Genomic DNA, 21,191 nt, shown 5'->3' on the forward strand with positions numbered 1-21,191 from the left:
TCCATGAGTACGCCGCCGACAATCGGGGAGTATGCTTTTGTAGCCAGGAGCACGCGCGCGCGTGCCTCACCCCCCCGAGTGCTGGAAGGCCATGGCCCACAGGACGCACGCCCAACGGATCACCGAGGCCGAGGTGTCCCATGAGCAGGACATCCACACGCGGACCGTGCGATACCTCATCTCGATGGGGATCCGCATGCTCTGCTTCCTCCTCGCGGTCCTCACCCCGAGCCCCTGGCGGTGGTTCTTCGCCGCCGGCGCGATCGTGCTGCCGTGGGTCGCGGTGCTCATCGCGAATGCGGCGCGCGCCCGCGGCACCGAATCCGGCGGCGCGGTCATCGACTCCGCTCCGCTCGAGGCGCTGGCTCCGGGGCCCGTGGATGGCCCCCGGTCAGGCACCGCTGATGCCGGAGCCGGGTCCGAGGCGACCGCCGCGCCCCCGCCCACCGCGGCGACCGCCGCGGACGGGGTGTACGACGGGGAGATCATCGATGGCGAGGTCATCGACGGCGACACCGGCAGCGCCCCTGATGACGGGGGCCCCGACGCCGGGCGATACGGTGGGACAGGAGAGGGGAACGGAGGATGACGGCGATGACGTGCTCGGCGAAGGCGTGCACCCGGACCGCGGAGTTCGCGCTCCTGTGGAACAACCCGCGCATCCACACCCCGGAGCGGCGCAAGGTCTGGCTCGCCTGCCCGGACCACCGCACGCACCTCCACGAATACCTGCAGATCCGCAGCCTGCTCCGTGACGACGTCCCCGTCGCCGAGATCCCGGAGGGCGCCGGGTGATGGCCGAACCCACGCCCCAGCCCGTTCCCCCGCCCGCCGAGCGCGGCGGCTACCGCTTCGTCCTCTCCGCACGCTGGCTGGGCTACATCGCGCTCGCGATCGTCGCCGCGGTCGCCTGCGGATTCCTCGCGAACTGGCAGGACCACCGCCGTGCCGCACGGGATGCGGAGATCGAGCGGATCGAGACGAACTACCACGGCGCGGCCCGGCCGCTTCCCGAGGTCCTCCCCGACCGCACCGCCCCTCTGCCCGTCGATGCCGAGTGGGCGAAGGTCGCCGTCACCGGCACCTACGACCCCGGGGCGACGGTGCTCGCACGCAACCGGAGCCTGCAGAACCAGGCCGGCTTCTACGTCGTCGTCCCGCTCGTGCTCGACTCCGGGGACACCATCGCCGTGGTCCGCGGCTGGGTGCCGACGACGAGCGAGGGATCCGCACCTGCACCCGAGGCGCTCCCCGCACCGCCGGCCGGCGAGGTCGACGTCGAGATGTGGCTGCGCCCGTGCCAGGACGCGAGCGGCGACTCCAATCCGCCTGGCCTGATCCGGGCCATCGACCCCGATGCCATCCCGGGCATGGACTCCCCCGTGACCGAGGCCTACGGGCAGCTCAGCGCCGAGGACCCGGCCCCCGCCGACGACGGCCTCACTCCCCTGCCGCCGCCGAGCACCGACCCCGGCTCCCACCTGTCCTACACGTTCCAGTGGATCGTGTTCGGGATCATGATCCTCGCCGGCGTCGTCTACGCCGCCCGCCGGGAGAAGCGCGCACTCGACGCCGCACGCAGTGAGCAGGCCGCGGACGCCGCACCGACCGAGTACGTCGTCGTCGACAAGGCCGCCCTCGCCCGCGGCGGCCGGCGCTCGGCCGGCGTCGGCACAGGAGCCGGGCGCTACGGCGGAGGCAGGACGACGCGGCCCGGCCGGGCGGATCCCCGGAGCCCGCAGTCGTCCCGGAGCCCGCAGCGGCAGCGGACCGAGGAGGAGCTCGAGGACGCCCTCCTCGACTCCCAGGGCTACTGATTCAGGCGAGGCTGACGAGGTCGAGGTAGGTCTCGCCCCAGAGGTCCTCGTCGCCGTCGGGGAGGAGGAGCACGCGGTCGGGACCGAGTGCGGCGACCGCGCCCTCGTCGTGGGTGACGAGGACGATCGCGCCCTCATATCGGCGGATCGCCGACAGGATCTCCTCGCGGCTGGCCGGATCGAGGTTGTTCGTCGGCTCGTCGAGGAGCAGCACGTTCGCGCTCGACACGACGAGCGTCGCGAGCGCGAGCCGGGTCTTCTCGCCGCCGGACAGCACGCCGGCCGGCTTGTGGACGTCATCGCCGGAGAACAGGAACGAGCCGAGCACGGAGCGCGCGGCGGTGTCGTCGAGGTGCGGCGAGCTGCGCTGCATGTTCTCGAGCACCGTCCGGTCGTGGTCGAGCGTCTCGTGCTCCTGCGCGTAGTAGCCGAGCTTGAGGCCGTGGCCGGGCACGACCTCCCCGGAGTCCGGCGCCTCGAGCCCGGCGAGGATCTTGAGCAGGGTGGTCTTGCCTGCGCCGTTGAACCCGAGCACGACGACCCGGGTGCCCTTGTCGATCGCGAGGTCGACGCCGGTGAACACCTCGGTCGAGCCGTAGGACTTGCTCAGTCCCTCCGCGGTGAGCGGCACGCGGCCGCAGGCGGCAGGGGCCGGGAACCGGAGGTGGGCGACCTTCTCCGCAGCCCGCTCCGCCTCGAGCCCGGAGAGCATCCGCTCGGCCCGCTTCGCCATGTTCTGCGCCGCGACGGTCTTCGTCGCCTTGGCGCGCATCTTGTCCGCCTGCGCGCTCAGCGCGGCGGCCTTCTTCTCGACGTTCGAGCGCTCGCGCCGGCGGCGCCGCTCATCGGCCTCACGCTGTTTGAGGTACTGGCGGTAGTTCATCGCGTAGATGTCGATGCACTGCCGGTTGGCGTCGAGGAAGAACACGCGGTTGACGACCTCGTCGATGAGATCGAGATCGTGGGAGATGATGACGAGCCCGCCGGCGTAGGTCTTGAGGTAGTCGCGCAGCCACAGCACCGACTCCGCGTCGAGGTGGTTCGTCGGCTCGTCGAGGATCATCGTGTCCGGGGCCGCGAACAGGATCCGGGCGAGCTCGACGCGGCGGCGCTGGCCGCCGGACAGCGTCTGCAGCTCTCGGGACAGCAGCTCCTCGTCGAGGCCGAGGTTCGCAGCGATCGCGAAGGCCTCGGACTCGGCCGCGTAGCCGCCGGCGGCGACGAACTCCGATTCGATCCGCGGGTAGCGGTCGATCGCCTTCGACATGACGTCGGGGTCCGGGTCGGACATCTGCTCCTCGGCCCTGCGCAGCCGCCGCACGAGCACGTCGAGCTCCCGGGCGGACAGGATCCGCTCCCGGCCCGAGGCCGTGGGGTCGCCCGAGCGCGGGTCCTGCGGCAGGTAGCCGACCGTTCCCGACCGGGTGACGGTCCCGGCGTTCGGGGCGAACTCGTCCATGAGGACCTTCGTCAGAGTGGTCTTGCCGGCGCCGTTGCGGCCCACGAGGCCCACCCTGTCGCCGGTGTCGACGCGGAAGGAGACATCGGTCATGAGAGTGCGCGAGCCCACGAGGACCTCGAGATCCGAGACGGCGATCATGCGTGCTTCCGTTCCATGCCGTGCTGGTCCTCCATGCCGTACTTCCGTTCCATGCCGAGTGCGATGAGCTCGGCGAGCTCGTCCTGAGGTCTGCGGGCGGCGGCCTGCGCGCGCTCGACGATCCGGTCGGCGAGCTCGGCGTCGAGCCGGCACGACACCGTCACCGGCGCGCGCTCGGGCTCCGGGTCCCGAGCAGGGACCTCCGCGTCACGAGCGGGGGCTCCCGGGCCGCTGAAGCCCGGGCCCGGGTCCACCGGCGTGCCCCGGCGATAGGCCTCCGCGGCCGCCCGGGCGCGGGCGTCGGCGGCGTCGTTGAGGCGGTGGCTGCTGTGGCCCTTGACCCATTCGAGCCGGATGTCGCGGTCGCGCAGCGCGGCGTCGAGCTCCTCCATCTGGTCGCGGTTGAGGACATCGCCGCCGTTGGCCTTCTTCCAGCCCTTGAGCTTCCACACCGGCATCCACTTCGTCACCGAGTTGATGACGTACTTCGAGTCGCAGAGCACGTGGAGCTGCTCGGAGGTGCCGGCGGTGGCGCGGAGCAGCTCGATGAGCGCCTGCAGCTCGCCGCGGTTGTTCGTCGCCTCCGGCCATCCCCCGGACCCCCACCGTTCGTCGTCGATGTACCAGGCCCAGCCGGCCGGTCCGGGGTTCCCCAGCGCCGAGCCGTCGACGGCGGCCGTGATCGTCACAGAGTGTCCTTTCGTGGGATGCGGATGGAATGCACCCGGACCACCCTATGCTATTGCCATGACGTTCAATCCCGGCAGCAGACTCGACACCTCGCAGGTGTCCAAGCGCGGCGGCGGTCGCTCGGGCGGGGGCCTCGGCGGCCCCGGCATCAAGATCGGCGGCGGGCTCGGCGGGCTCGTCATCATGGTGATCATGGCACTCGTGTTCGGGCCCGAGGTCATCACCGGCGGGCAGGGCTTCACCGACAGCTCACAGGTCGACCGGCAGACCACCGGGGACGACCTCGCGACGAAGTGCCGCACCGGCGAGGACGCCAACGAAGACGTCGAGTGCCGGGTCGTCGGCACGGTCAACAGCCTCAACCAGTACTGGCAGGAGGGGGTCCACGACCTCGGGGTCGCCTACCGCGCGCCGGGTGCGGTGCTCACCAGTGGCCAGTGGCAGACGGCGTGCGGCACGGGCAGCTCCGCGATGGGCCCGTTCTACTGCCCGGGCGACGAGACCGCGTACTTCGACGTCGCGTTCTTCGCCCAGCTCCGTGACCGGTTCGGCGCCGAGCAGGGGCCGCTGCCGGAAGAGTACGTCGTCGCCCACGAGTGGGGCCACCACATCCAGACACTCACCGGGGACATCCAGCGCACCCGCGACGGGCAGACCGGCCCGCAGTCGAACGCGGTCCGCCTCGAGCTCCAGGCCGACTGCTACGCCGGGGTATGGGCCGCGAACGCCGCAGTGACCCCGGATCCGAGCACGGGCGAGCCCTACCTGCAGCCGCTCACCACGGAGGACATCTCCGCTGCGCTGTCCGCGGCCGAGGCGATCGGCGACGACTCGATCATGGAGACCTCCGGCGGCCGGGTGATCCCGGAGAACTTCACCCACGGCTCCGCCGAGCAGCGGCAGACGTGGTTCCTCCGCGGCTACCGCGACGGCCGGCCGAGCGCCTGCAACACCTTCGCCGTCGACCGGGTGTGAGCCGCCGACAGCGCCGGGAGAGGAGACGATGAGCACCCTGCACACAAATACCCGCCCGATGCGCGTCGTCGTCGCCGGCGGCACCGGGGCGCTCGGCACCGCCCTCACCGGTGCGCTGCAGCGCGCCGGGGCCGAGGCGGTCGTCCTCACCCGGCGTCCCGCCGACTCGCCCGAGCTGCTCCGCCGCACCGGGCCCGCCCTTCGGTTCCGGCAGTGGGACGGGCGGAGCGTCGGGGACTGGGCCGAGGAGCTCGATCGTACCGCGGAGGAGCGCATCGGCATCGTCAACCTCGCCGGGGCGCTCGTCGACGCCCGGCCGACGCCCGCGGGCATCGCGCGCCTCCGCGATTCGCGCGTGCGCGCCACCGAGGCGCTCGTCGCGGCCTCGCAGGAGCAGGCGCCCGTCGAGGCGTGGGTGCAGGGATCGACGACCGCGATCTGGTCCGATGCCGGGGAGGCGCGGCTCGACGAGAGCTCGCCGCTGCCTGCGGGCGCGGCCGCGCTGCCGCAGATGACCGGGGTCGCCCGCCCGTGGGAGGAGGCGGCCGCCGGGGCGCATGCCCGGCGCACCACCGTGCTGCGGACCTCGATCGTCCTCCAGCACGACTCCCCCGCGCTCGATCGGCTGGCGCTGCTCGCCCGGGCGGGGCTCGGCGGGACGGTGGGGCGCGGTGATCAGTGGTTCTCGTGGATCCAGCTCGAGGACTGGTTGCGGATCGTGCTCGCCGCGCTCGGCCTGTGCGGACCGGAGCTGCCCGGCGGCATCCTCGTCGCCGCGGCACCGCACCCGGTCCGCAACGCCGAGCTCATGGCCCGGCTGCGGACGCGGCTCGCCCCACGGCTGCCGCTGCTCGCCCCGCACGGGTTCGGACTGTCGACCCCGGCGCCGGTGCTCCGGGCCGGAGCGGTGCTCCTCGCGACGGATCCCGCGCTCGGGCTCACCGGCCGGCATGCGACCAGCCGGGTGCTCGCCGAGGCGGGATTCCGGTTCGCGCACCCCGAGCTGCCCGGCGCGCTCGCAGCGGTGCTGTGAGCCGTGGTGCTGAGAGCGGTGGTGCTGAGAGCGGTGGTGCTGCTCAGATGTTGAAGCCGAGGGCCCGCATCTGCTCGCGGCCGTCCTCGGTGATCTTCTCCGGGCCCCACGGCGGCATCCACACCCAGTTGAGGCGGTAGGCCGGGACGATCCCCTCGAGGACCTGCGCGACCTGGTCCTCGATGACGTCGGTGAGCGGGCAGGCGGCACTCGTCAGGGTCATCTCGATGACGGCGGTGCCGTCCTCCTCGACGGCGGTGCCGTAGACGAGGCCGAGGTCGACGATGTTGACGCCGAGCTCGGGGTCGACGACGTCCATGAGTGCCTCAAGGACCTCCTCGGGCACGGCGTTGGTGGGCTGGTCGATGACTTCAGGCATGGTCTCCTCCTGCGGCGTGGGCCTGGGCGAGTGCGTCCTTGAGTGCCATCCAGGACAGCAGGGCGCATTTGATTCGGGCGGGGAACTTCGAGACCCCCTGGAAGGCGGCGGCATCGCCGAGGACGTCCTCGTCGGCCTCCCCCTGTCCGCGGGAGTGCATGAGAGTGTGGAAGGCGGCCTCGGCGGCGGCGAACCCCTCCGGTCCGGTGTCCTCGGCGATCTCGGTCAGGACCGAGGCCGAGGCCATCGAGATCGAGCAGCCCTGGCCGTCCCAGCGCACGGTGAGCGCGCCGGTGCCGGGGTCGATCTCCGCCTCCACGGTGATCTCGTCCCCGCACGTCGGGTTGACCTGGTGCGAGGAGCCGAACTGCGGGGAGCGGTCGATCCCGGTCCCGCCGAGCAGCGGCCGGTTGCCGTAGCGCTGCTTGGCGTGGTCGAGGATGACCTGCTGGTAGAGCTGCTGGAGATCGCTCATGACACTCCGAAGAAGGGGCGGACGCCGGCGAGGGCGGTGAGGAACCGCTCGCAGTCCTCGGCCGTGGTGTAGACCGAGGCGCTCGCGCGGGTGGTGGCGGTGAGCCCGTAGCGGCGGTGGAGCGGCTGTGCGCAGTGGTGGCCCACCCGCACCGCGATCCCCGCGTCGTCGAGCACCTGGCCGACATCGTGGGCGTGGACGCCCTCGACGTCGAAGGCGACGGAGGCGATCCGCGCCGCCGAGGCGTCCGGGCCGATCCGGCGCACGCCGGGCACCCGGTCGATCCCCTCGACGAGGATCCCGGCGATCTCGGCCTCGTGCGCGGCGACATCGGCCATCCCCGTCTCGGAGAGGTAGCCCACGGCCGCACCGAGCCCGGCGACCTGCGCGACCGGCTGGGTGCCGGCCTCGAAGCGCTGCGGGGCCGGCATGAACTCCGCGGACTCCATGTCGACGGTGGTGATCATCGAGCCGCCGGTGAGGACCGGGGGCAGGGTGTCGAGGAGCTCGGCGCGCCCGTAGAGCACGCCGATCCCGGTGGGTCCGAGCATCTTGTGCCCGGAGAAGGCCGCGAAGTCGACGTCGAGCGCTGCGAGGTCGACGGGCAGGTGGGGCACCGACTGGCAGGCGTCGAGCACGGTGAGCGCCCCGACCTCGCGGGCCCGGGCGACGAGCCGCTCGACGGGGTTGATCGTGCCGAGGACGTTCGAGGCGTGGGTGAAGGCGAGGACCTTCGTCGTGGTGTCGACGATCTCCTCGAGATCCCCCAGCTCGAGGTGCCCGTCGTCGGTGAGCGGCAGGTGGCGCAGGCGCGCACCGGTGAGGCGGGCGAGCTGCTGCCACGGGATGAGGTTCGCGTGGTGCTCCATCTCGGTGACGACGATCGAGTCCCCGGGGCCGATCCGGTACCGCTGCGCCTCCGGACCGCCGAGGCCGGCCGCGGCGTGCGCGAGGCCGAGCGCGACGACGTTGAGCGCCTCGGTGGCGTTCTTCGTCCACACGATCTCGCGGATCCCGGCGCCGACGAAGTCCGCGACCGCCGTGCGCCCGGACTCGAACGCATCGGTGGCCTCCACCGCGAGGCTGTGCGCCCCGCGGTGGACGGCGGAGTTGCGGTGCGCATAGAAGTCGAGCTCGGCGTCGATGACGCACTGCGGCTTCTGCGCGGTGGCCCCGGAGTCCAGGTACACCAGCGGCGACCCCCCGACCTCGCGGGCGAGGATCGGGAAGTCGTTGCGGATGCGCTGCACCTCGGCGGCCGAGAGCATCAGGCTCCCACGCCGAGGAAGCGGTCGTAGCCCTCGTTCTCGAGGCGCTCGGCGAGCTCGGCGCCGCCCTCCTCGGCGATCCGGCCGTTGACCATGACGTGGACGTAGTCGGGCTGGATGTAGCGCAGGATGCGGGTGTAGTGGGTGATGAGGAGGACGCCGACGTCGGTCTTCTCCTTGACCCGGTTGACCCCCTCGGACACGATCCGCAGCGCGTCGACGTCGAGGCCGGAGTCGGTCTCGTCGAGGATCGCGAAGCGCGGCTTGAGGAGCTCCATCTGCAGGATCTCGTGGCGCTTCTTCTCACCGCCGGAGAAGCCCTCGTTGACGTTGCGCGAGGCGAACGCGGGGTCGACGCGGAGGTTCTTCATCGCCTCGGAGAGGTCCTTGGTCCAGGTGCGGAGCTTCGGCGCCTCGCCGTCGATCGCGGTCTTCGCGGTGCGCAGGAAGTTCGTCACGGTGACGCCGGGGACCTCGACGGGGTACTGCATGGCGAGGAACAGGCCGGCCTTGGCGCGCTCGTCGACGCTCATCTCGAGGATGTCCTCGCCGTCGATCGCGGCGGTGCCGGAGGTCACGGTGTAGCCGGGGTGGCCGGCCAACGCGTAGGCCAGCGTCGACTTCCCGGAGCCGTTCGGGCCCATGATCGCGTGGGTCTCGGTGGAGTTGATGTCGAGGTCGACGCCGCGCAGGATCTCCTTGGCACCGGCGTCGGTCTCGACGCTGACGTGGAGGTCGCGGATGGAGAGAGTGGACATGGGTTTCCTTACTGTTCAGGACTGGTGGGGTCGACGTAGATCATGCCGTCGCGCTCGCTGCACGGGTAGACGGCGACCGGCTCGAAGGCCGGCGGAGTGAGCGGCCTGCCGGTGGTGAGGTCGAAGGCGGAGCCGTGGAGCCAGCACTCGATCGAGCAGCCGGACACCTCCCCCTCGGCGAGGGACACCTCGCCGTGGGTGCACAGGTCGTCGATCGCGTGCACGGCGCCGTCGTCGGTCCGGGCGATGCAGATCTCCCGGCCCTCGAGGACGACGCGGATCGCGTCGCCGGGGTCGACGGCGCTCGCGGCGCAGGCGGCGAGCTCGCTCACATCATGCTCCGGGAGAGCTCGTCCTCGATCCTTGCGGACAGGACCTCTTCGATCGCGGGCACGCGGATCTGTCCGATGACCTCGTGGAAGAAGCCGCGGACCACGAGCCGACGGGCCTCGACCTCGTCGATGCCGCGGCTCATGAGGTAGAACAGGTGCTCCTCGTCGAAGCGGCCGGTCGAGGACGCGTGGCCTGCGCCCTCGATGTCGCCGGTCTCGATCTCGAGGTTCGGCACGGAGTCCGCCCGGGCGCCCTCGGTGAGGACGAGGTTGCGGTTGAGCTCGTAGGTGTTGATGCCGATCGCCTCGGGGCGGATCAGCACGTCGCCGATCCACACGCTGCGCGCATCGGTGCCCTGCAGTGCACCCTTGTACATGACGTCGGACACCGCCTGCGGCGTGTTGTGGTCGATGTACGTGCGGTGCTCGAGGTGCTGGCCGGCGTCGGCGAAGTAGAGGCCGAGGAGCTGCGCCTCTCCCCCGGGCCCGTCGTAGCGGACGTTGGAGTTGAGCCGCACGATGTCGCCGCCGAGCGAGATCGCGATGTGCTTGTACTGCGCGTCCTTGCCGACGATCGCGTCGTGCTGGCCGAGGTGGGCCGAGCCGTCCTCCCACAGCTGCAGCGACACGAAGGTCAGCTGCGCGCCGGCCCCGACGACGATCGAGACGAGCTCGGAGTACTGTGCGGTGCCCTCGTGCTCGACGACGATCGTCGCGCGCGCGTTGTCGCCGACGGTGAGGAGGATGTGGCCGTGCACCGGGTCGGTCCCGGCGCCGTCGGCGTGGACGACGACGGCCTCGGGCACCTCGGCGCCGGCCTCGACCGCGTAGTGGCGGATCCCGCCGGAGCGGGCCGCGGCGATCGCGGCCGGGCGGTCCTCGGGCTCCATGATGCCCTGGGCGCGGGCGGTGTCGAGGTCGATGGTCTCCACCGACACACCGGCGGGGAGCTCCTCGGTGAAGCGCAGCTCGGCGCCGGTGCCGGCGTCCTCGAGCAGCGGCGCGAGTCGGCGGACCGGGGTGAACCGCCATTCCTCCTCGCGGCCGGTGACCTGCGGGAAATCGGCGACGTCGAAGCTCCGGGTGCGCTCGCTGCGCGAGGCGACGGGTACCTGGACCTCGGCAGCGCTCTGCACGGTGTCTGTCATGTGTGTTCTGTCTCCTTCGTGGACGGGGTGGGGCCGGGCGCGGACGGCCGGCTCAGCCCACCGCGCCTTCCATCTGCAGTTCGATGAGCCGGTTGAGCTCGAGGGCGTACTCCATCGGGAGCTCGCGGGCGATCGGCTCGATGAAGCCGCGCACGATCATCGCCATCGCCTCGGTCTCCTCGAGGCCGCGGCTCATGAGGTAGAACAGCTGGTCGGCGCTCACCTTCGACACCGTCGCCTCGTGTCCGAGCGATACGTCGTCCTCGCGGATGTCGATGTAGGGGTAGGTGTCGGAGCGGGAGATGTTGTCGACGAGCAGGGCGTCGCACAGCACGGTGTTCGACGCGCCCTTGGCCCCCGGGTGGACGTGGACGAGACCGCGGTAGCCGGCCCGTCCCCCGTTGCGGGCGACCGACTTCGACACGATCGAGGAGTGGGTGTTCGGTGCGGCGTGGACCATCTTGGCCCCGGTGTCCTGGTGCTGGCCGGTCCCGGCGAAGGCCACGGACAGGGTCTCCCCGCGCGCGTGCTCGCCGGTCATCCAGATCGCCGGGTACTTCATGGTGACCTTCGAGCCGATGTTGCCGTCGACCCATTCCATGGTCGCGCCGGACTCCGCGATCGCACGCTTCGTCACGAGGTTGTACACGTTGTTCGACCAGTTCTGGATGGTCGTGTAGCGCACGCGGGCGTCCTTCTTCGCGATGATCTCGACGACCGCCGAGTGGAGCGAGTCGGACTTGTAGATCGGCGCGGTGCAGCCCTCGACGTAGTGCACGTAGGAGCCCTCGTCGGCGATGATGAGCGTGCGCTCGAACTGGCCCATGTTCTCGGTGTTGATGCGGAAGTAGGCCTGGAGCGGGATCTCCACGTGGACGCCCTTGGGGACGTAGATGAAGGAGCCGCCGGACCACACCGCGGTGTTGAGCGCGGAGAACTTGTTGTCGCCCGAGGGGATGACGGTGCCGAAGTACTCCTCGAACAGCTCGGGGTGCTCCTTGAGCGCGGTGTCGGTGTCGAGGAAGATCACGCCCTGGCGCTCGAGCTCCTCGTTGATCTTGTGGTAGACGACCTCGGACTCGTACTGCGCGGCCACGCCGGCGACGAGCCGCTGCTTCTCCGCCTCCGGGATGCCGAGCCGGTCGTAGGTGTTCTTGATGTCCTCGGGGAGATCCTCCCAGGACTGCGCCTGACCCTCGGTCGAGCGCACGAAGTACTTGATGTCGTCGAAGTCGATCCCGGTGAGGTCGGCGCCCCAGCTGGGCATCGGCTTCTTCTCGAACAGCTTGAGGGCCTTGAGGCGGCGCTGGAGCATCCACTCCGGCTCCTCCTTGAGGGCGGAGATGTTGCGCACCACGTCCTCGCTCAGGCCGCGCTGCGCCGCGGCGCCGGCGTCGTTCGAGTCGTGCCAGCCGTAGGCGTAGTTGCCGATGTCCTTGAGCTCGGGGTTCGCTTCGAGGATCGGGTTGGTCTCGGTGGTATCGGTCACCGTGAGCCTCCTTGGTTGCGGTCGGTCTGGTCGATCAACGGGCGGTTGAGGACCGAGGTCGGGATGTGCGTGGTGCAGACGTGGTCGCCGTTGGCCAGGGTGGACAGGCGGCGGACGTCGACGTCGAGGTGCTCGGCGAACAGCTGGAGCTCCGCTTCGCAGAACTCCGGGTACTCCTTCGCGACGTGCTGGATCGGGCAGTGGCCCTGGCACAGCTGGATCGCCTCGAGCGGGGTGCCCACGGCGACCGGCGAAGCCGAGGCCGCGAAGCCCTCCGCGGACAGTGCGGCGGCGAGCTGCCGGGCCCGGCCGACGACGGTCGGCCCGGGGCGCTCGGTGCGCGCCCGCAGGCGCTGCCCGAGCTCCGCGACGTGCTCGGCGGCGAACTCGGCGACCGCCTCGCGGCCGGAGCGCCGCTCGACGAAGCCGAGGACGTCGACGGCGAGGTCGTCGTAGGTGTGGCTGATCAGCTCGTGGCCCTGCGCGGTGACGACGTACTGCCGGGCGGGCCGCCCCCGGCCGGCCCGGGTCCCGGCGAGCCGGCGGACCTCGATGAGGCCGTCGGCCTCGAGGGCGTCGAAGTGGCGGCGGATCGCCGCGGCGGTGAGGTCCATGACCTTCGCCACGCCGGAGGCGCTCACCGGACCGAGATCGAGCACCGCGCCGAGCACCCGCTGGCGGGTGCGGGCGTCCTCGGACCGGGCGATGGCATGCGATGACATGGTTCTCCTTCCGGGTGCCGAGGGTGGTGCTCTGCGTTATACAAGACAATTGTTGCGTAATCTATTCCACTGTAAACGAAGGCGAGCCTAAGCCCCGGTCGCGGACCCGTCGCGGCCCGGGCGCTCCCCGGAGCGGGGCCACGCGTACACTGGTCGACCGTGACGACCGCACCCCTGAGCCTGACCGGGCTCGGCTTCGACTACCGGGCCCGGCCCGCGCTCGAATCGATCTCGCTCACCGCCGACGCCGGGCGCGTCCACGCGGTGCTCGGCCCCAACGGCGCCGGCAAGTCGACGACGATCGCCTGCGCGGTGGGCCTCCTGCGCCCGGCGCGCGGCACGGTCCGGATCTTCGGGGCCGACCCCGTGGCCGAGCACACCCGCACCGCCGGGCTCACCGGGGTCATGCTCCAGGACGGCGGGCTGCCCATGGCCGCGCGGCCGCTCGCGGTCCTCACCCACCTCGCCCGGATGTACGCGGACCCGCTCGATGTCACCGCGCTCGCCGAGCGGCTCGGGATCACCGGCTTCGCCGACCGCACCATCCGCCGGCTGTCCGGCGGGCAGCGCCAGCGGGTCGGGCTCGCCGCCGCGCTCGTCGGCCGTCCGCGCCTCGTGTTCCTCGACGAGCCCACCGCCGGCCTCGACCCGCAGGCGTCCCTCGTCGTGCACGAGGTCATCGGCGAGCTCCGCGCCGACGGCGTGGCCGTCGTCCTCACCACCCACGACATGGCCGATGCGCAGGCGCTCGCCGACACCGTGACGATCATCGACCACGGTCGGGTCATCGCCCAGGGCACACCGGCCGAGCTCACCGCCGCCGCCGACGGCGCGCACAGCCTGCGGATGCGCCTGCCCGGCGACGCCCCGGCCGGGCTCGCCGCCGCGCTCGAGGCGTTCGGCACCGTCACCGTCCACGGCCCCGTGCTCACCGTGTCCGGCGACATCGGCCCGGCCGCGCTCGCTGGCCTCACCGCGGAGCTCGCCGCCCGTGGGGTGCGGGTCGACGACCTCTCCCTGCACGGGCGCACCCTCGGCGACGTGTTCCTCGAGCTCACCGGCAGGAGCCTGCGATGACGGAGCCCGCGACGACACCCTCCTCCCCGGCCTCCCCGGCCTTTCGGCGCATCCTCGCGCAGGCCGGGTTCGAGGCGCGTTCGATCCTCCGCAACGGCGAGCAGCTCCTCCTCTCCCTCGTGCTCCCGATCATCGTGCTCCTCGGGCTGTCCCTCACCGGGATCCTCGACGTGCTCGGCCTCGGCATCGGCGGCCACTCCCCCGTCGCCGTCGCGACCTCCGGGGTGCTCGGCCTCGCGATCGCCTCGACTGCCTTCACCGGGCAGGCGATCTCCACGGGGTTCGACCGCCGCTACGGTGTGCTCCGCCAGCTCGCCACCACCCCGCTCGGCACCACGGGCCTGATCTGGGGCAAGCTGCTCGCCGTGCTCCTCGTCGTCGCCGTCCAGTTCGCGCTGCTCGGCGGCATCGCCCTCGTCCTCGGCATCACCGCCCCGGTCGCCCACCTCGCCGTCGTCGTCGCCGGACTGCTCGGGACGGCGGTCATGCTCACCTGGGGGCTCGTGCTCGCCGGGACCCTGCGCGCAGAGGCGACGCTCGCGCTCGCCAACCTCCTGTGGGTGCTCATGGCCTCGGTCGGCGGGCTCGTCGTCGCTCACGACGGGCTGTGGGGCCGGCTCGTGTCGTGGACGCCCTCGGGGGCGCTCGGCGATGCCATGCGCAGCGCGGTGCTCGACGGCGCGATCGACCTGCGCGCCTGTGCGGTGATGCTCGCCTGGACGCTCCTCGGGCTGCTCGCGGCCCGCCGCTTCTTCGACTTCGACGGACGGTAGAATGGCCCGCATGACGACCCCCGCAGCCCCCGCACCGCCCGCCGGCTCCCGCTGGCAGCCCGCCACCGTCACCCGGCTCGTGAGCGCCGCGGCGTGGACGATGCTGTTCGCCCAGTCGGCGATCATCGTCACCGGTGCGCTCGTGCGGCTCACCGGCTCCGGGCTCGGCTGTCCGACCTGGCCGATGTGCACCGACGAGTCCCTCGTCAACACCCCGGAGATGGGCATCCACGGCTACATCGAGTTCGGCAACCGGCTGCTCGGGGTCGCGCTCGGACTGCTCGGCGTCGCGATCCTCGTCCTCCTGTGGCGCCTCCGCAGGACCCGCCCCGACCTCTTCTGGCTGACGTTCTGGCTCACCGCCGTGGTGCCCTTCCAGGCGCTCCTCGGCGGCCTCACCGTGCGCACCCAGCTCAACCCGTGGATCGTCGCCGCCCACTTCATCCCCTCGGCGATCGCCGTCGGCGCGTCGGCCTACCTCGTGCGCCGCACCGCGGACTCCGGCCGGGACCCCCGGCCGCTCGGCACCCCGCTGCTGCGCGGCCTGTGCTGGGCGATCGGCGGGCTCATGGTCGTCGTCGTGCTCCTCGGCGTCCTCGTCACCGGGGCCGGCCCGCATGCCGGGGACGTCATCAGTGCCCGCAACGGCCTCGACACGGTGATGATCTCCCGCCTCCACGCGATCCCGGTCTGGATGCTCATCGGCGCGACGGTCCTCGCCCGCATCCTGTCCGCACGGCAGGGGCTGAGCGAGCTGTCCCGTGCGCTCACCGTGCTCCTCCTCGTCGAGGCGGCGCAGGGCGCGATCGGCTACTTCCAGTACTTCACCGGCCTGCCGATCGCCGCCGTCGCCCTCCACCTCGTGGGCGCCTGCCTCGTCATCGCCGCGACCGTCGCCGTCGTCGACGCCTGCTACCGCCGTGCGCCGCTGCCGGCCACCGCCGTCCCGGACTCCCCGCAGGCGGTCCACCAGACGGTGTGACCGCAGCCGGCCCGCCACCGCCGCCGTGAGCCATCCCATGCCCTACCTGGGTGCCACCGGTGAGCGCACGACGGCGCGGTCTGCTTGAATGTCCGGGTGCCTCTCCTCGCGCTCCTGAACAGATACCTCCTCGACTACCGCGGGCTCCTCCTCGGCGTCGTCGTGTTCCAGGCACTCCAGTCCTTCGGCCTGCTCCTCATCCCCACGCTCAATGCGCGGATGATCGACGAGGGCGTCGCCCGCGGCGACGTGCCGACGGTGTGGGCCTACGGCGGCTGGATGGTCGTCGTCGCCGTCCTCCAGCTCGGGTGCAACGGGATCGCGATCTACTGCGGCGCGAAGTGCGCGATGTCCGCTGCCCGCGACCTCCGCCGCGACGTCTTCCACCACGTCGTCGACATGGGCCACCAGGACGTCTCCCGCTTCTCCGCCGCCGGCCTCATCACCCGCAACACCAATGACATCCGACAGGTCCAGCAGTTCATCGTGCTCAGCGCGACGATGCTCGTCATGGCACCGCTCATGGCGCTCGGCGGGATCGTCATGGCCCTCGCCGAGAGCTTCCGCCTGTCGTGGATCGTCGTCGTCACGGTCGTCGTGCTCGGCGTCGTCATGGCGTTCATCGTCTCCCGCATGGTCCCGTCCTTCGCCGTCATGCAGGAGCGCATCGACGCCCTCAACTCCGTCACCCGCCAGCAGCTCACCGGGATCCGGGTCATCCGCGCCTTCGTCCGCGAGCCGGCCGAGGCGCAGCGCTTCGGGGAGGCCAACCTCGCGGTCACCGACGCCAACCTCCGGGTGGGCCGGCTGTTCGCGCTGATGTTCCCGCTCGTGATGTTCATCATCGGCGCGGCCTCGGCCGCCGTCGTGTGGTTCGGTGCGTTCGAGGTGCAGGGGGGCATGCTCGGGGTCGGCACCCTCATGGCCTTCATCCAGTACCTCCTCATGATCCTCATGGGCGTGATGATCGCCTCGTTCATGGCGATGATGATCCCGCGCGCCGCGGTCTCCGCCGGCCGCATCCTCGACGTCGTCGACTCCCCGGTGACGATCGACTTCTCCGGCACCCGGACCGACACCCCGGCGCCCGGCGAGGTCGAGCTGTCCGGGGTCGAGTACCGCTATCCCGGCGCCGAGGAGACGGTCCTCAGCGGAATCGACGTGCGGGTCCCGGCCGGGTCGACCCTCGCGATCGTCGGGGCCACGGGTTCGGGCAAGACCACCCTCGCCTCCCTCGTCGTGCGCCTCATCGACGCCGACGCCGGCACGGTGCGGATCGGCGGCACGGACATCCGCGCACTCGCTCCCGCTGTGCTCCACGCGCAGACCGGCTTCGTCCCGCAGCAGGCGTACCTGTTCTCCGGCACGATCGCCGACACCCTGCGCTTCGCCGCCCCCGGGGCGAGCGAGGAGGAGATGTGGGCGGCCCTCGACACCGCCCAGGCGGACTTCGTCCGCGAGCTCCCCGAGGGGCTCGACCACGAGCTCACCCAGGGCGGCACCAACCTGTCCGGCGGCCAGCGCCAGCGGATCGCGATCGCCCGCGCGCTCGTCGGGCGACCTCGGATCCTCGTCTTCGACGATTCCTTCTCCGCCCTCGACACCGCGACCGACAAGGCGCTGCGCGCCGCGCTCGCCCGGGACGTCGACGCGACGATGATCATCGTCGCCCAGCGGATCGCGACCGCCCGCGACGCCGACGCCATCCTCGTCCTCGACGAGGGCCGGATCGTCGGCCTCGGCACCCATGATGAGCTCGCGGAGTCGAACCCGGTGTACCGGGAGATCATCGATTCGCAGGCCGCCGCCGCGACCGGAGAGGGGGTCTGAGATGTCGATGGAGGACGCCCCGGGTTCCAAGGCCCGCGCCTTCGGGCCGACGATGAAGCGCCTGCTCGGCCGCTTCCGTCCCTTCACCCTCGCCGTCGTCGGCGCCGTGGTGCTCAACGCCGTCGGCATCGTCTTCACCGTCCTCGGCCCGCTCGTCCTCGGTCAGGCGACGAACCTCGTCTACGAGGGCTGGGTGTCCGGCCGGATGGAGGGCGGTCGGTCCCAGGCCGAGGTCGTCGCCGATCTCCGCGCCGCCGGCGACACGACGATGGCCGACATGGTCGCAGCGATGGAGATCGTGCCCGGTGCCGGGATCGACTTCGCCGCGCTCGGCCGGACGCTGCTGCTCACCCTCGCGGTGTACCTGCTCGGATCCCTCGTGATGTTCCTCGCGAGCCGGATCCTCAACTCCGTCGTGCAGCGGGTGATGTACCGGCTGCGCGAGGACGTCGAGTCGAAGGTCCACGCGCTCCCCCTGTCGCATTTCGACCGGATGAAGCGCGGCGACGTGCTCTCCCGGCTGACGAACGACCTCGACAACCTCAACCAGGTGCTCAGCGAGTCCCTCGGGCAGATCGTCATGAGCCTGCTCACCGTCGTCGGCGTCCTCGCGATGATGTTCACGCTGTCCTGGCAGCTCACCCTCGTCACCCTCATCACCGTGCCGCTCACCGCGCTCGTCATCGGACTCCTCGGGGTCCGTTCGCAGCGGCAGTTCCAGGCCCAGTGGAAGGCCACCGGCGTGCTCAACACCCGCGTCGAGGAGTCGATCACCGGCCACGACCTCATCACCGTCTACGGCCGTGACCGTGTGACGAAGGAGCTCTTCGACGCGGAGAACGACGACGTCTACCGGGCGTCCTTCTCCGCCCAGATGCTCGCCGGGCTGATGATGCCGGCGATGCAGTTCATCGGGAACCTCGTCTACGTCGGCATCGCGGTCGTCGGCGCCCTCCAGGTCGCCTCCGGTCAGCTCCGGCTCGGCACCGTGCAGGCGTTCATCCAGTACTCCCGCCAGTTCTCGCAGCCGCTCGCGCAGCTCGGCGGGATGGCCGCGCAGCTCCAGTCGGCGGCGGCGTGCGCCGAGCGCGTGTTCGAGCTCCTGTCCTACCCGGAGGAGACCCCGGACACCGGGACCGCGACCCTCCCCGAGCGCCCGCGCGGCGAGATCGCCTTCGAGCACGTCGCCTTCGGCTACTCCCCGGACTCTCCGCTCATCACCGACCTCGGCCTGCGCGCCGCACCCGGCACGACGACGGCGATCGTCGGCCACACCGGCGCGGGGAAGACGACCCTCGTCAACCTCCTCATGCGCTTCTACGAGGTCGATTCCGGCCGGATCACCTTCGACGGCGTCGACATCGCGGAGCTGCGCCGCTCCGAGCTCCGCTCGCACATGGGCATGGTCCTCCAGGACACCTGGCTGTTCGGCGGGACGATCGAGGAGAACATCGCCTACGGCAAGCCCGGAGCCACGCGGGAGGAGGTCGTGGCGGCGGCCGAGGCGTGCTACGTCGACCACGTCGTCCGCACCCTGCCTGACGGCTACGACACCGTCATCGACGACGACGGCGGCAACCTGTCCCAGGGCGAGCGCCAGCTCATCACGATCGCCCGCGCGTTCCTCACCCGGCCCACCGTGCTCATCCTCGACGAGGCGACCTCCTCGGTCGACACCCGCACCGAGCTCCTGCTCCAGCAGGCGATGCAGAGTCTGCGCGCGGGCCGGACGAGCTTCGTCATCGCCCACCGGCTCTCCACGATCCGGGACGCGGACACGATCCTCGTCATGGCCCACGGCGACATCGTCGAGCAGGGCAGCCATGCGGAGCTGCTCGAGCGCGGCGGCGCCTATGCGGAGCTCCATGCCGCGCAGCTCGCCGCCGGCGGCTCGCTCGACGGGATCGAGGACTGAGCTACTGCTGCTCGATCCTGCGGCAGATCATGAGCTCGGTGCTCGGTCCCTCGCGCCGGGAGGCGAGCAGGCGCATCTCGAGCGGGTAGAGGAGGCGCCCCGCGAGCCCGCCGAGGCCGGCCGCGGTGGCCGTGCGCATGACGAGCGCCCACGCCCGGCGGCGCAGCCAGGGGGCGTCGACCTGAGCGTTCATGAGGACGAACATCGGGGCGTGGCGGATCGGCTCGAGGCCGGCGGCGGCGAGTTCCCGCTCGATCGTGTGCATCGACCGGTTGACCTGGCGCGGGCCGCGCTGCTCGGGGCCGAAGAGGAAGTTCTCCGAGAACACGAACAGCCCGCCGGGACGCAGCAGGCGCGCGGCGTTGCGGAGGGCCTGGGCGTGACCGGCGTCGTCGGTGATGTGGAAGAGCATGTCCATCGCGGACACGATGTCGTAGGCGCCGGCGGGCACCGGGAGCTCGGGGGATGCGGCGTCGAAGGGATGGAAGTCCGAGTCCGGGAAGCGGCCGCGCAGATTGTTCACCGCGGCGGTGGTGATGTCGGAGCCGGTCACCCCTGCGACCCCGAGCTCGCGCCAGAGGTCGACGTAGAAGCCGGTGCCGGAGCCGATGTCGAACACCTCGGCGGTGGGGAGATCGATCGGAGCGGAGGCCATCTCGCGGAGGAACACCGTGCGCCTGACCCGGTACATCCAGGTGTTGAACGCCGCTCCGAGCGCGCGGTAGCCCACGCCCGTCTCCGTCCAGTCCTCGGCGAGGCGGTTCTCCCAGAAGTCCTTCGTCGACGTCTCCATACCCCGATCCTACGGGTGAACTCAGATGAAGGGGTTGAGGAAGGGGTCGATCGCGATCGCGAGGAAGAGCACCGACAGGTAGGTGATCGAGCCGTGGAACACCTTCATCGCGCGCAACTGGGTGCCCTGGAAGCCCTGCTTCGCCCGGCGGGTGAGCCCGTAGCAGAGGTACATGAACCAGGCGCCGGAGAGCAGCGCGGTGGCGATGTAGACCGGGCCCATCGGGGCGACGGGGATGAGCGCGAGGCTCGCGGCGACCATGAGCCAGCCGTAGGCGAGGATCTGCCGGCCGACGGAGGTCGGCGGGACCTTCGAAGGCAGCATCGGCACACCGGCGGCGTCGTAGTCGGCCTTGTACTTGATGGCGAGCGGCCAGTAGTGCGGGGGCGTCCAGAAGAACACGACGAGGAACAGGATGAGCGGCTCCCACGACAGCGAGCCGGTGACCGCCGACCAGCCGATGAGCACCGGCATGCACCCGGCCGCGCCGCCCCACACGATGTTCTGGGCGGTGTGGCGCTTGAGCATGATCGTGTAGAACACGACGTAGAGGAGGATCGCCGAGGCGGTGAGACCGGCGGCCACCCAGTTGGTGAACCCGCCCATCCAGAAGATCGAGCCGATGCCGAGCGCGAAGGCGAACACGATCGCTTCGCGCAGGGACACCTCGCCGGTGACGAGCGGGCGGTTCTCGGTGCGGCGCATCTTCGCGTCGATGTCGCGGTCGAGGATGCAGTTGAACACCGAGGCCGAGGCGGCCGCGGCGGAGCCGCCGACGAGCGTGGCGAGGACGAGCCAGAGGTTGGGCAAGCCCTGCGCGGCGAGGAACATCACGGGTGCCGTGGTGACGAGGAGGAGCTCGATGACCCGCGGCTTGGTGAGCGCGACGAAGGCCATGAAGCGGGAGCGCCCGCCGGTCCGCGCCAGGAGTCGGGATTCGTCGATCGTCCGCCGGAGCGGACGCTCCACCTGTTCGGCGGCGCTGTGCTGGTCGCTGCTCACGTAAAGGGGTTCTCTTTCCTCTGGACACCGGATGCAACCATTCTACCCCTCGTAGACGTCCGCGCCAGTCCGCGCGCCGTGGTTCCGGACACCGGTACCGCACACTGCGGACCACCCGGTAGAGTCGGAGTCG

General features: G+C 71.3%; 22 protein-coding genes. 10 read left to right on the plus strand and 12 right to left on the minus strand.

Annotated features, from left to right (window positions below):
* Positions 1-91 precede the first annotated feature (91 nt).
* From FDF13_RS11390 to FDF13_RS11400, 3 genes are read left to right on the plus strand one after another with little or no spacing between them, the layout of a single operon-like run.
* Positions 92-589: a DUF3099 domain-containing protein gene (locus tag FDF13_RS11390; protein ID WP_137319740.1), complete on the plus strand. Its 498-nt coding sequence runs from the start codon at positions 92-94 to the stop codon at positions 587-589.
* Positions 586-795 (plus strand): hypothetical protein, encoded by a 210-nt coding sequence (locus tag FDF13_RS11395; RefSeq protein WP_137319741.1) that lies wholly within the window; start codon positions 586-588, stop codon positions 793-795. The genes FDF13_RS11390 and FDF13_RS11395 overlap by 4 nt, the downstream gene beginning before the upstream one ends.
* Positions 795-1,817: an SURF1 family protein gene (locus FDF13_RS11400; RefSeq protein WP_137319742.1), complete on the plus strand. Its 1,023-nt coding sequence runs from the start codon at positions 795-797 to the stop codon at positions 1,815-1,817. Before FDF13_RS11395 ends, FDF13_RS11400 begins: the two co-directional genes overlap by 1 nt.
* Position 1,818: 1 nt before the next feature.
* On the opposite strand, the gene FDF13_RS11405 is transcribed toward FDF13_RS11400, so the two are convergent.
* Both FDF13_RS11405 and FDF13_RS11410 read right to left on the minus strand, forming a co-directional pair.
* A complete protein-coding gene (locus FDF13_RS11405) occupies positions 1,819-3,417 on the minus strand; it encodes an ABC-F family ATP-binding cassette domain-containing protein (RefSeq protein ID WP_137319743.1) in 1,599 nt (532 codons plus the stop codon).
* The gene (locus tag FDF13_RS11410; protein WP_137319744.1) at positions 3,414-4,106 is read right to left on the minus strand and encodes a ribonuclease H; all 693 of its coding nucleotides are present in this window, start codon (positions 4,104-4,106) and stop codon (positions 3,414-3,416) included. Before FDF13_RS11410 ends, FDF13_RS11405 begins: the two co-directional genes overlap by 4 nt.
* A gap of 58 nt (positions 4,107-4,164) precedes the next feature.
* Here FDF13_RS11410 and FDF13_RS11415 point away from each other — a divergent pair, with 58 nt between their 5' ends.
* Both FDF13_RS11415 and FDF13_RS11420 read left to right on the plus strand, forming a co-directional pair.
* Positions 4,165-5,082, plus strand: coding sequence for a neutral zinc metallopeptidase (locus FDF13_RS11415; RefSeq protein ID WP_137319745.1), 918 nt, complete (start codon positions 4,165-4,167; stop codon positions 5,080-5,082).
* Positions 5,083-5,110: 28 nt separating this feature from the next.
* On the plus strand, positions 5,111-6,115 hold the full coding sequence (locus tag FDF13_RS11420) for a DUF1731 domain-containing protein (protein ID WP_254668786.1): 1,005 nt from the start codon (positions 5,111-5,113) through the stop codon (positions 6,113-6,115).
* 43 nt (positions 6,116-6,158) lie between these two features.
* On the opposite strand, the gene FDF13_RS11425 is transcribed toward FDF13_RS11420, so the two are convergent.
* From FDF13_RS11425 to FDF13_RS11460, 8 genes are read right to left on the minus strand one after another with little or no spacing between them, the layout of a single operon-like run.
* Positions 6,159-6,494 (minus strand): metal-sulfur cluster assembly factor, encoded by a 336-nt coding sequence (locus FDF13_RS11425; RefSeq protein ID WP_137319746.1) that lies wholly within the window; start codon positions 6,492-6,494, stop codon positions 6,159-6,161.
* The gene (sufU, locus tag FDF13_RS11430) at positions 6,487-6,969 is read right to left on the minus strand and encodes a Fe-S cluster assembly sulfur transfer protein SufU (RefSeq protein ID WP_137319747.1); all 483 of its coding nucleotides are present in this window, start codon (positions 6,967-6,969) and stop codon (positions 6,487-6,489) included. The genes FDF13_RS11425 and sufU overlap by 8 nt, the downstream gene beginning before the upstream one ends.
* Complete coding sequence (locus tag FDF13_RS11435) at positions 6,966-8,237, minus strand: SufS family cysteine desulfurase (protein ID WP_137319748.1); 1,272 nt, start codon at positions 8,235-8,237, stop codon at positions 6,966-6,968. The genes sufU and FDF13_RS11435 overlap by 4 nt, the downstream gene beginning before the upstream one ends.
* Positions 8,237-8,995 carry a Fe-S cluster assembly ATPase SufC gene (sufC, locus tag FDF13_RS11440; RefSeq protein ID WP_137319749.1) on the minus strand — a complete coding sequence of 253 codons (759 nt, stop codon included), beginning with the start codon at positions 8,993-8,995 and terminating at the stop codon, positions 8,237-8,239. Before sufC ends, FDF13_RS11435 begins: the two co-directional genes overlap by 1 nt.
* 8 nt (positions 8,996-9,003) lie before the next feature.
* Entirely contained in the window at positions 9,004-9,327 is a 324-nt protein-coding gene (locus FDF13_RS11445; RefSeq protein WP_137319750.1) for a non-heme iron oxygenase ferredoxin subunit, read from the minus strand.
* Positions 9,324-10,475, minus strand: coding sequence for a Fe-S cluster assembly protein SufD (sufD, locus tag FDF13_RS11450; RefSeq protein ID WP_137319751.1), 1,152 nt, complete (start codon positions 10,473-10,475; stop codon positions 9,324-9,326). The genes FDF13_RS11445 and sufD overlap by 4 nt, the downstream gene beginning before the upstream one ends.
* A gap of 52 nt (positions 10,476-10,527) precedes the next feature.
* Positions 10,528-11,964: a Fe-S cluster assembly protein SufB gene (gene sufB, locus FDF13_RS11455; RefSeq protein ID WP_295688735.1), complete on the minus strand. Its 1,437-nt coding sequence runs from the start codon at positions 11,962-11,964 to the stop codon at positions 10,528-10,530.
* Complete coding sequence (locus FDF13_RS11460; RefSeq protein WP_137319752.1) at positions 11,961-12,686, minus strand: metalloregulator ArsR/SmtB family transcription factor; 726 nt, start codon at positions 12,684-12,686, stop codon at positions 11,961-11,963. Before FDF13_RS11460 ends, sufB begins: the two co-directional genes overlap by 4 nt.
* Before the next feature lie 159 nt (positions 12,687-12,845).
* On the opposite strand from FDF13_RS11460, the gene FDF13_RS11465 reads away from it, so the two are divergent.
* From FDF13_RS11465 to FDF13_RS11485, 5 genes are all read left to right on the plus strand, one after another.
* Positions 12,846-13,763, plus strand: coding sequence for an ABC transporter ATP-binding protein (locus FDF13_RS11465; protein ID WP_137319753.1), 918 nt, complete (start codon positions 12,846-12,848; stop codon positions 13,761-13,763).
* Positions 13,760-14,536, plus strand: a complete 777-nt coding sequence (locus FDF13_RS11470; RefSeq protein ID WP_137319754.1) for an ABC transporter permease — start codon at positions 13,760-13,762, stop codon at positions 14,534-14,536. Before FDF13_RS11465 ends, FDF13_RS11470 begins: the two co-directional genes overlap by 4 nt.
* Positions 14,537-14,546: 10 nt before the next feature.
* On the plus strand, positions 14,547-15,518 hold the full coding sequence (locus FDF13_RS11475) for a heme A synthase (protein ID WP_137319755.1): 972 nt from the start codon (positions 14,547-14,549) through the stop codon (positions 15,516-15,518).
* A 96-nt stretch (positions 15,519-15,614) separates the two neighbouring features.
* Positions 15,615-17,348 (plus strand): ABC transporter ATP-binding protein, encoded by a 1,734-nt coding sequence (locus FDF13_RS11480; protein WP_137319756.1) that lies wholly within the window; start codon positions 15,615-15,617, stop codon positions 17,346-17,348.
* A gap of 1 nt (position 17,349) precedes the next feature.
* Positions 17,350-19,263, plus strand: a complete 1,914-nt coding sequence (locus FDF13_RS11485; protein ID WP_254668787.1) for an ABC transporter ATP-binding protein — start codon at positions 17,350-17,352, stop codon at positions 19,261-19,263.
* A 1-nt stretch (position 19,264) separates the two neighbouring features.
* Here FDF13_RS11485 and FDF13_RS11490 read toward each other — a convergent pair whose 3' ends face one another.
* Together FDF13_RS11490 and FDF13_RS11495 are read right to left on the minus strand one after the other, a co-directional pair.
* Positions 19,265-20,056 (minus strand): bifunctional 2-polyprenyl-6-hydroxyphenol methylase/3-demethylubiquinol 3-O-methyltransferase UbiG, encoded by a 792-nt coding sequence (locus FDF13_RS11490; protein ID WP_137319758.1) that lies wholly within the window; start codon positions 20,054-20,056, stop codon positions 19,265-19,267.
* A gap of 21 nt (positions 20,057-20,077) precedes the next feature.
* Positions 20,078-20,953 carry a heme o synthase gene (locus tag FDF13_RS11495; protein ID WP_247424990.1) on the minus strand — a complete coding sequence of 292 codons (876 nt, stop codon included), beginning with the start codon at positions 20,951-20,953 and terminating at the stop codon, positions 20,078-20,080.
* Positions 20,954-21,191: the final 238 nt, after the last annotated feature.

It is taken from the genome of Brevibacterium sp. CS2 (genome assembly GCF_005280295.1).
Taxonomy (GTDB): Bacteria; Actinomycetota; Actinomycetes; order Actinomycetales; family Brevibacteriaceae; genus Brevibacterium; species Brevibacterium pityocampae.

Bases quoted from the DNA above. Each gene is read 5' to 3' on its own strand.
- FDF13_RS11425 (WP_137319746.1), bottom strand. From the start codon at position 6,494: ATGCCTGAAGTCATCGACCAGCCCACCAACGCCGTGCCCGAGGAGGTC.
- FDF13_RS11395 (WP_137319741.1), top strand. From the start codon at position 586: ATGACGGCGATGACGTGCTCGGCGAAGGCGTGCACCCGGACCGCGGAG.
- FDF13_RS11475 (WP_137319755.1), top strand. From the start codon at position 14,547: ATGACGACCCCCGCAGCCCCCGCACCGCCCGCCGGCTCCCGCTGGCAG.
- FDF13_RS11470 (WP_137319754.1), top strand. From the start codon at position 13,760: ATGACGGAGCCCGCGACGACACCCTCCTCCCCGGCCTCCCCGGCCTTT.
- FDF13_RS11460 (WP_137319752.1), bottom strand. From the start codon at position 12,686: ATGTCATCGCATGCCATCGCCCGGTCCGAGGACGCCCGCACCCGCCAG.
- sufC (WP_137319749.1), bottom strand. From the start codon at position 8,995: ATGTCCACTCTCTCCATCCGCGACCTCCACGTCAGCGTCGAGACCGAC.
- FDF13_RS11420 (WP_254668786.1), top strand. From the start codon at position 5,111: ATGAGCACCCTGCACACAAATACCCGCCCGATGCGCGTCGTCGTCGCC.
- FDF13_RS11400 (WP_137319742.1), top strand. From the start codon at position 795: ATGGCCGAACCCACGCCCCAGCCCGTTCCCCCGCCCGCCGAGCGCGGC.
- sufU (WP_137319747.1), bottom strand. From the start codon at position 6,969: ATGAGCGATCTCCAGCAGCTCTACCAGCAGGTCATCCTCGACCACGCC.
- FDF13_RS11405 (WP_137319743.1), bottom strand. From the start codon at position 3,417: ATGATCGCCGTCTCGGATCTCGAGGTCCTCGTGGGCTCGCGCACTCTC.
- FDF13_RS11415 (WP_137319745.1), top strand. From the start codon at position 4,165: ATGACGTTCAATCCCGGCAGCAGACTCGACACCTCGCAGGTGTCCAAG.
- FDF13_RS11390 (WP_137319740.1), top strand. From the start codon at position 92: ATGGCCCACAGGACGCACGCCCAACGGATCACCGAGGCCGAGGTGTCC.
- sufD (WP_137319751.1), bottom strand. From the start codon at position 10,475: ATGACAGACACCGTGCAGAGCGCTGCCGAGGTCCAGGTACCCGTCGCC.
- FDF13_RS11435 (WP_137319748.1), bottom strand. From the start codon at position 8,237: ATGCTCTCGGCCGCCGAGGTGCAGCGCATCCGCAACGACTTCCCGATC.
- FDF13_RS11490 (WP_137319758.1), bottom strand. From the start codon at position 20,056: ATGGAGACGTCGACGAAGGACTTCTGGGAGAACCGCCTCGCCGAGGAC.
- FDF13_RS11485 (WP_254668787.1), top strand. From the start codon at position 17,350: ATGTCGATGGAGGACGCCCCGGGTTCCAAGGCCCGCGCCTTCGGGCCG.
- FDF13_RS11495 (WP_247424990.1), bottom strand. From the start codon at position 20,953: ATGGCCTTCGTCGCGCTCACCAAGCCGCGGGTCATCGAGCTCCTCCTC.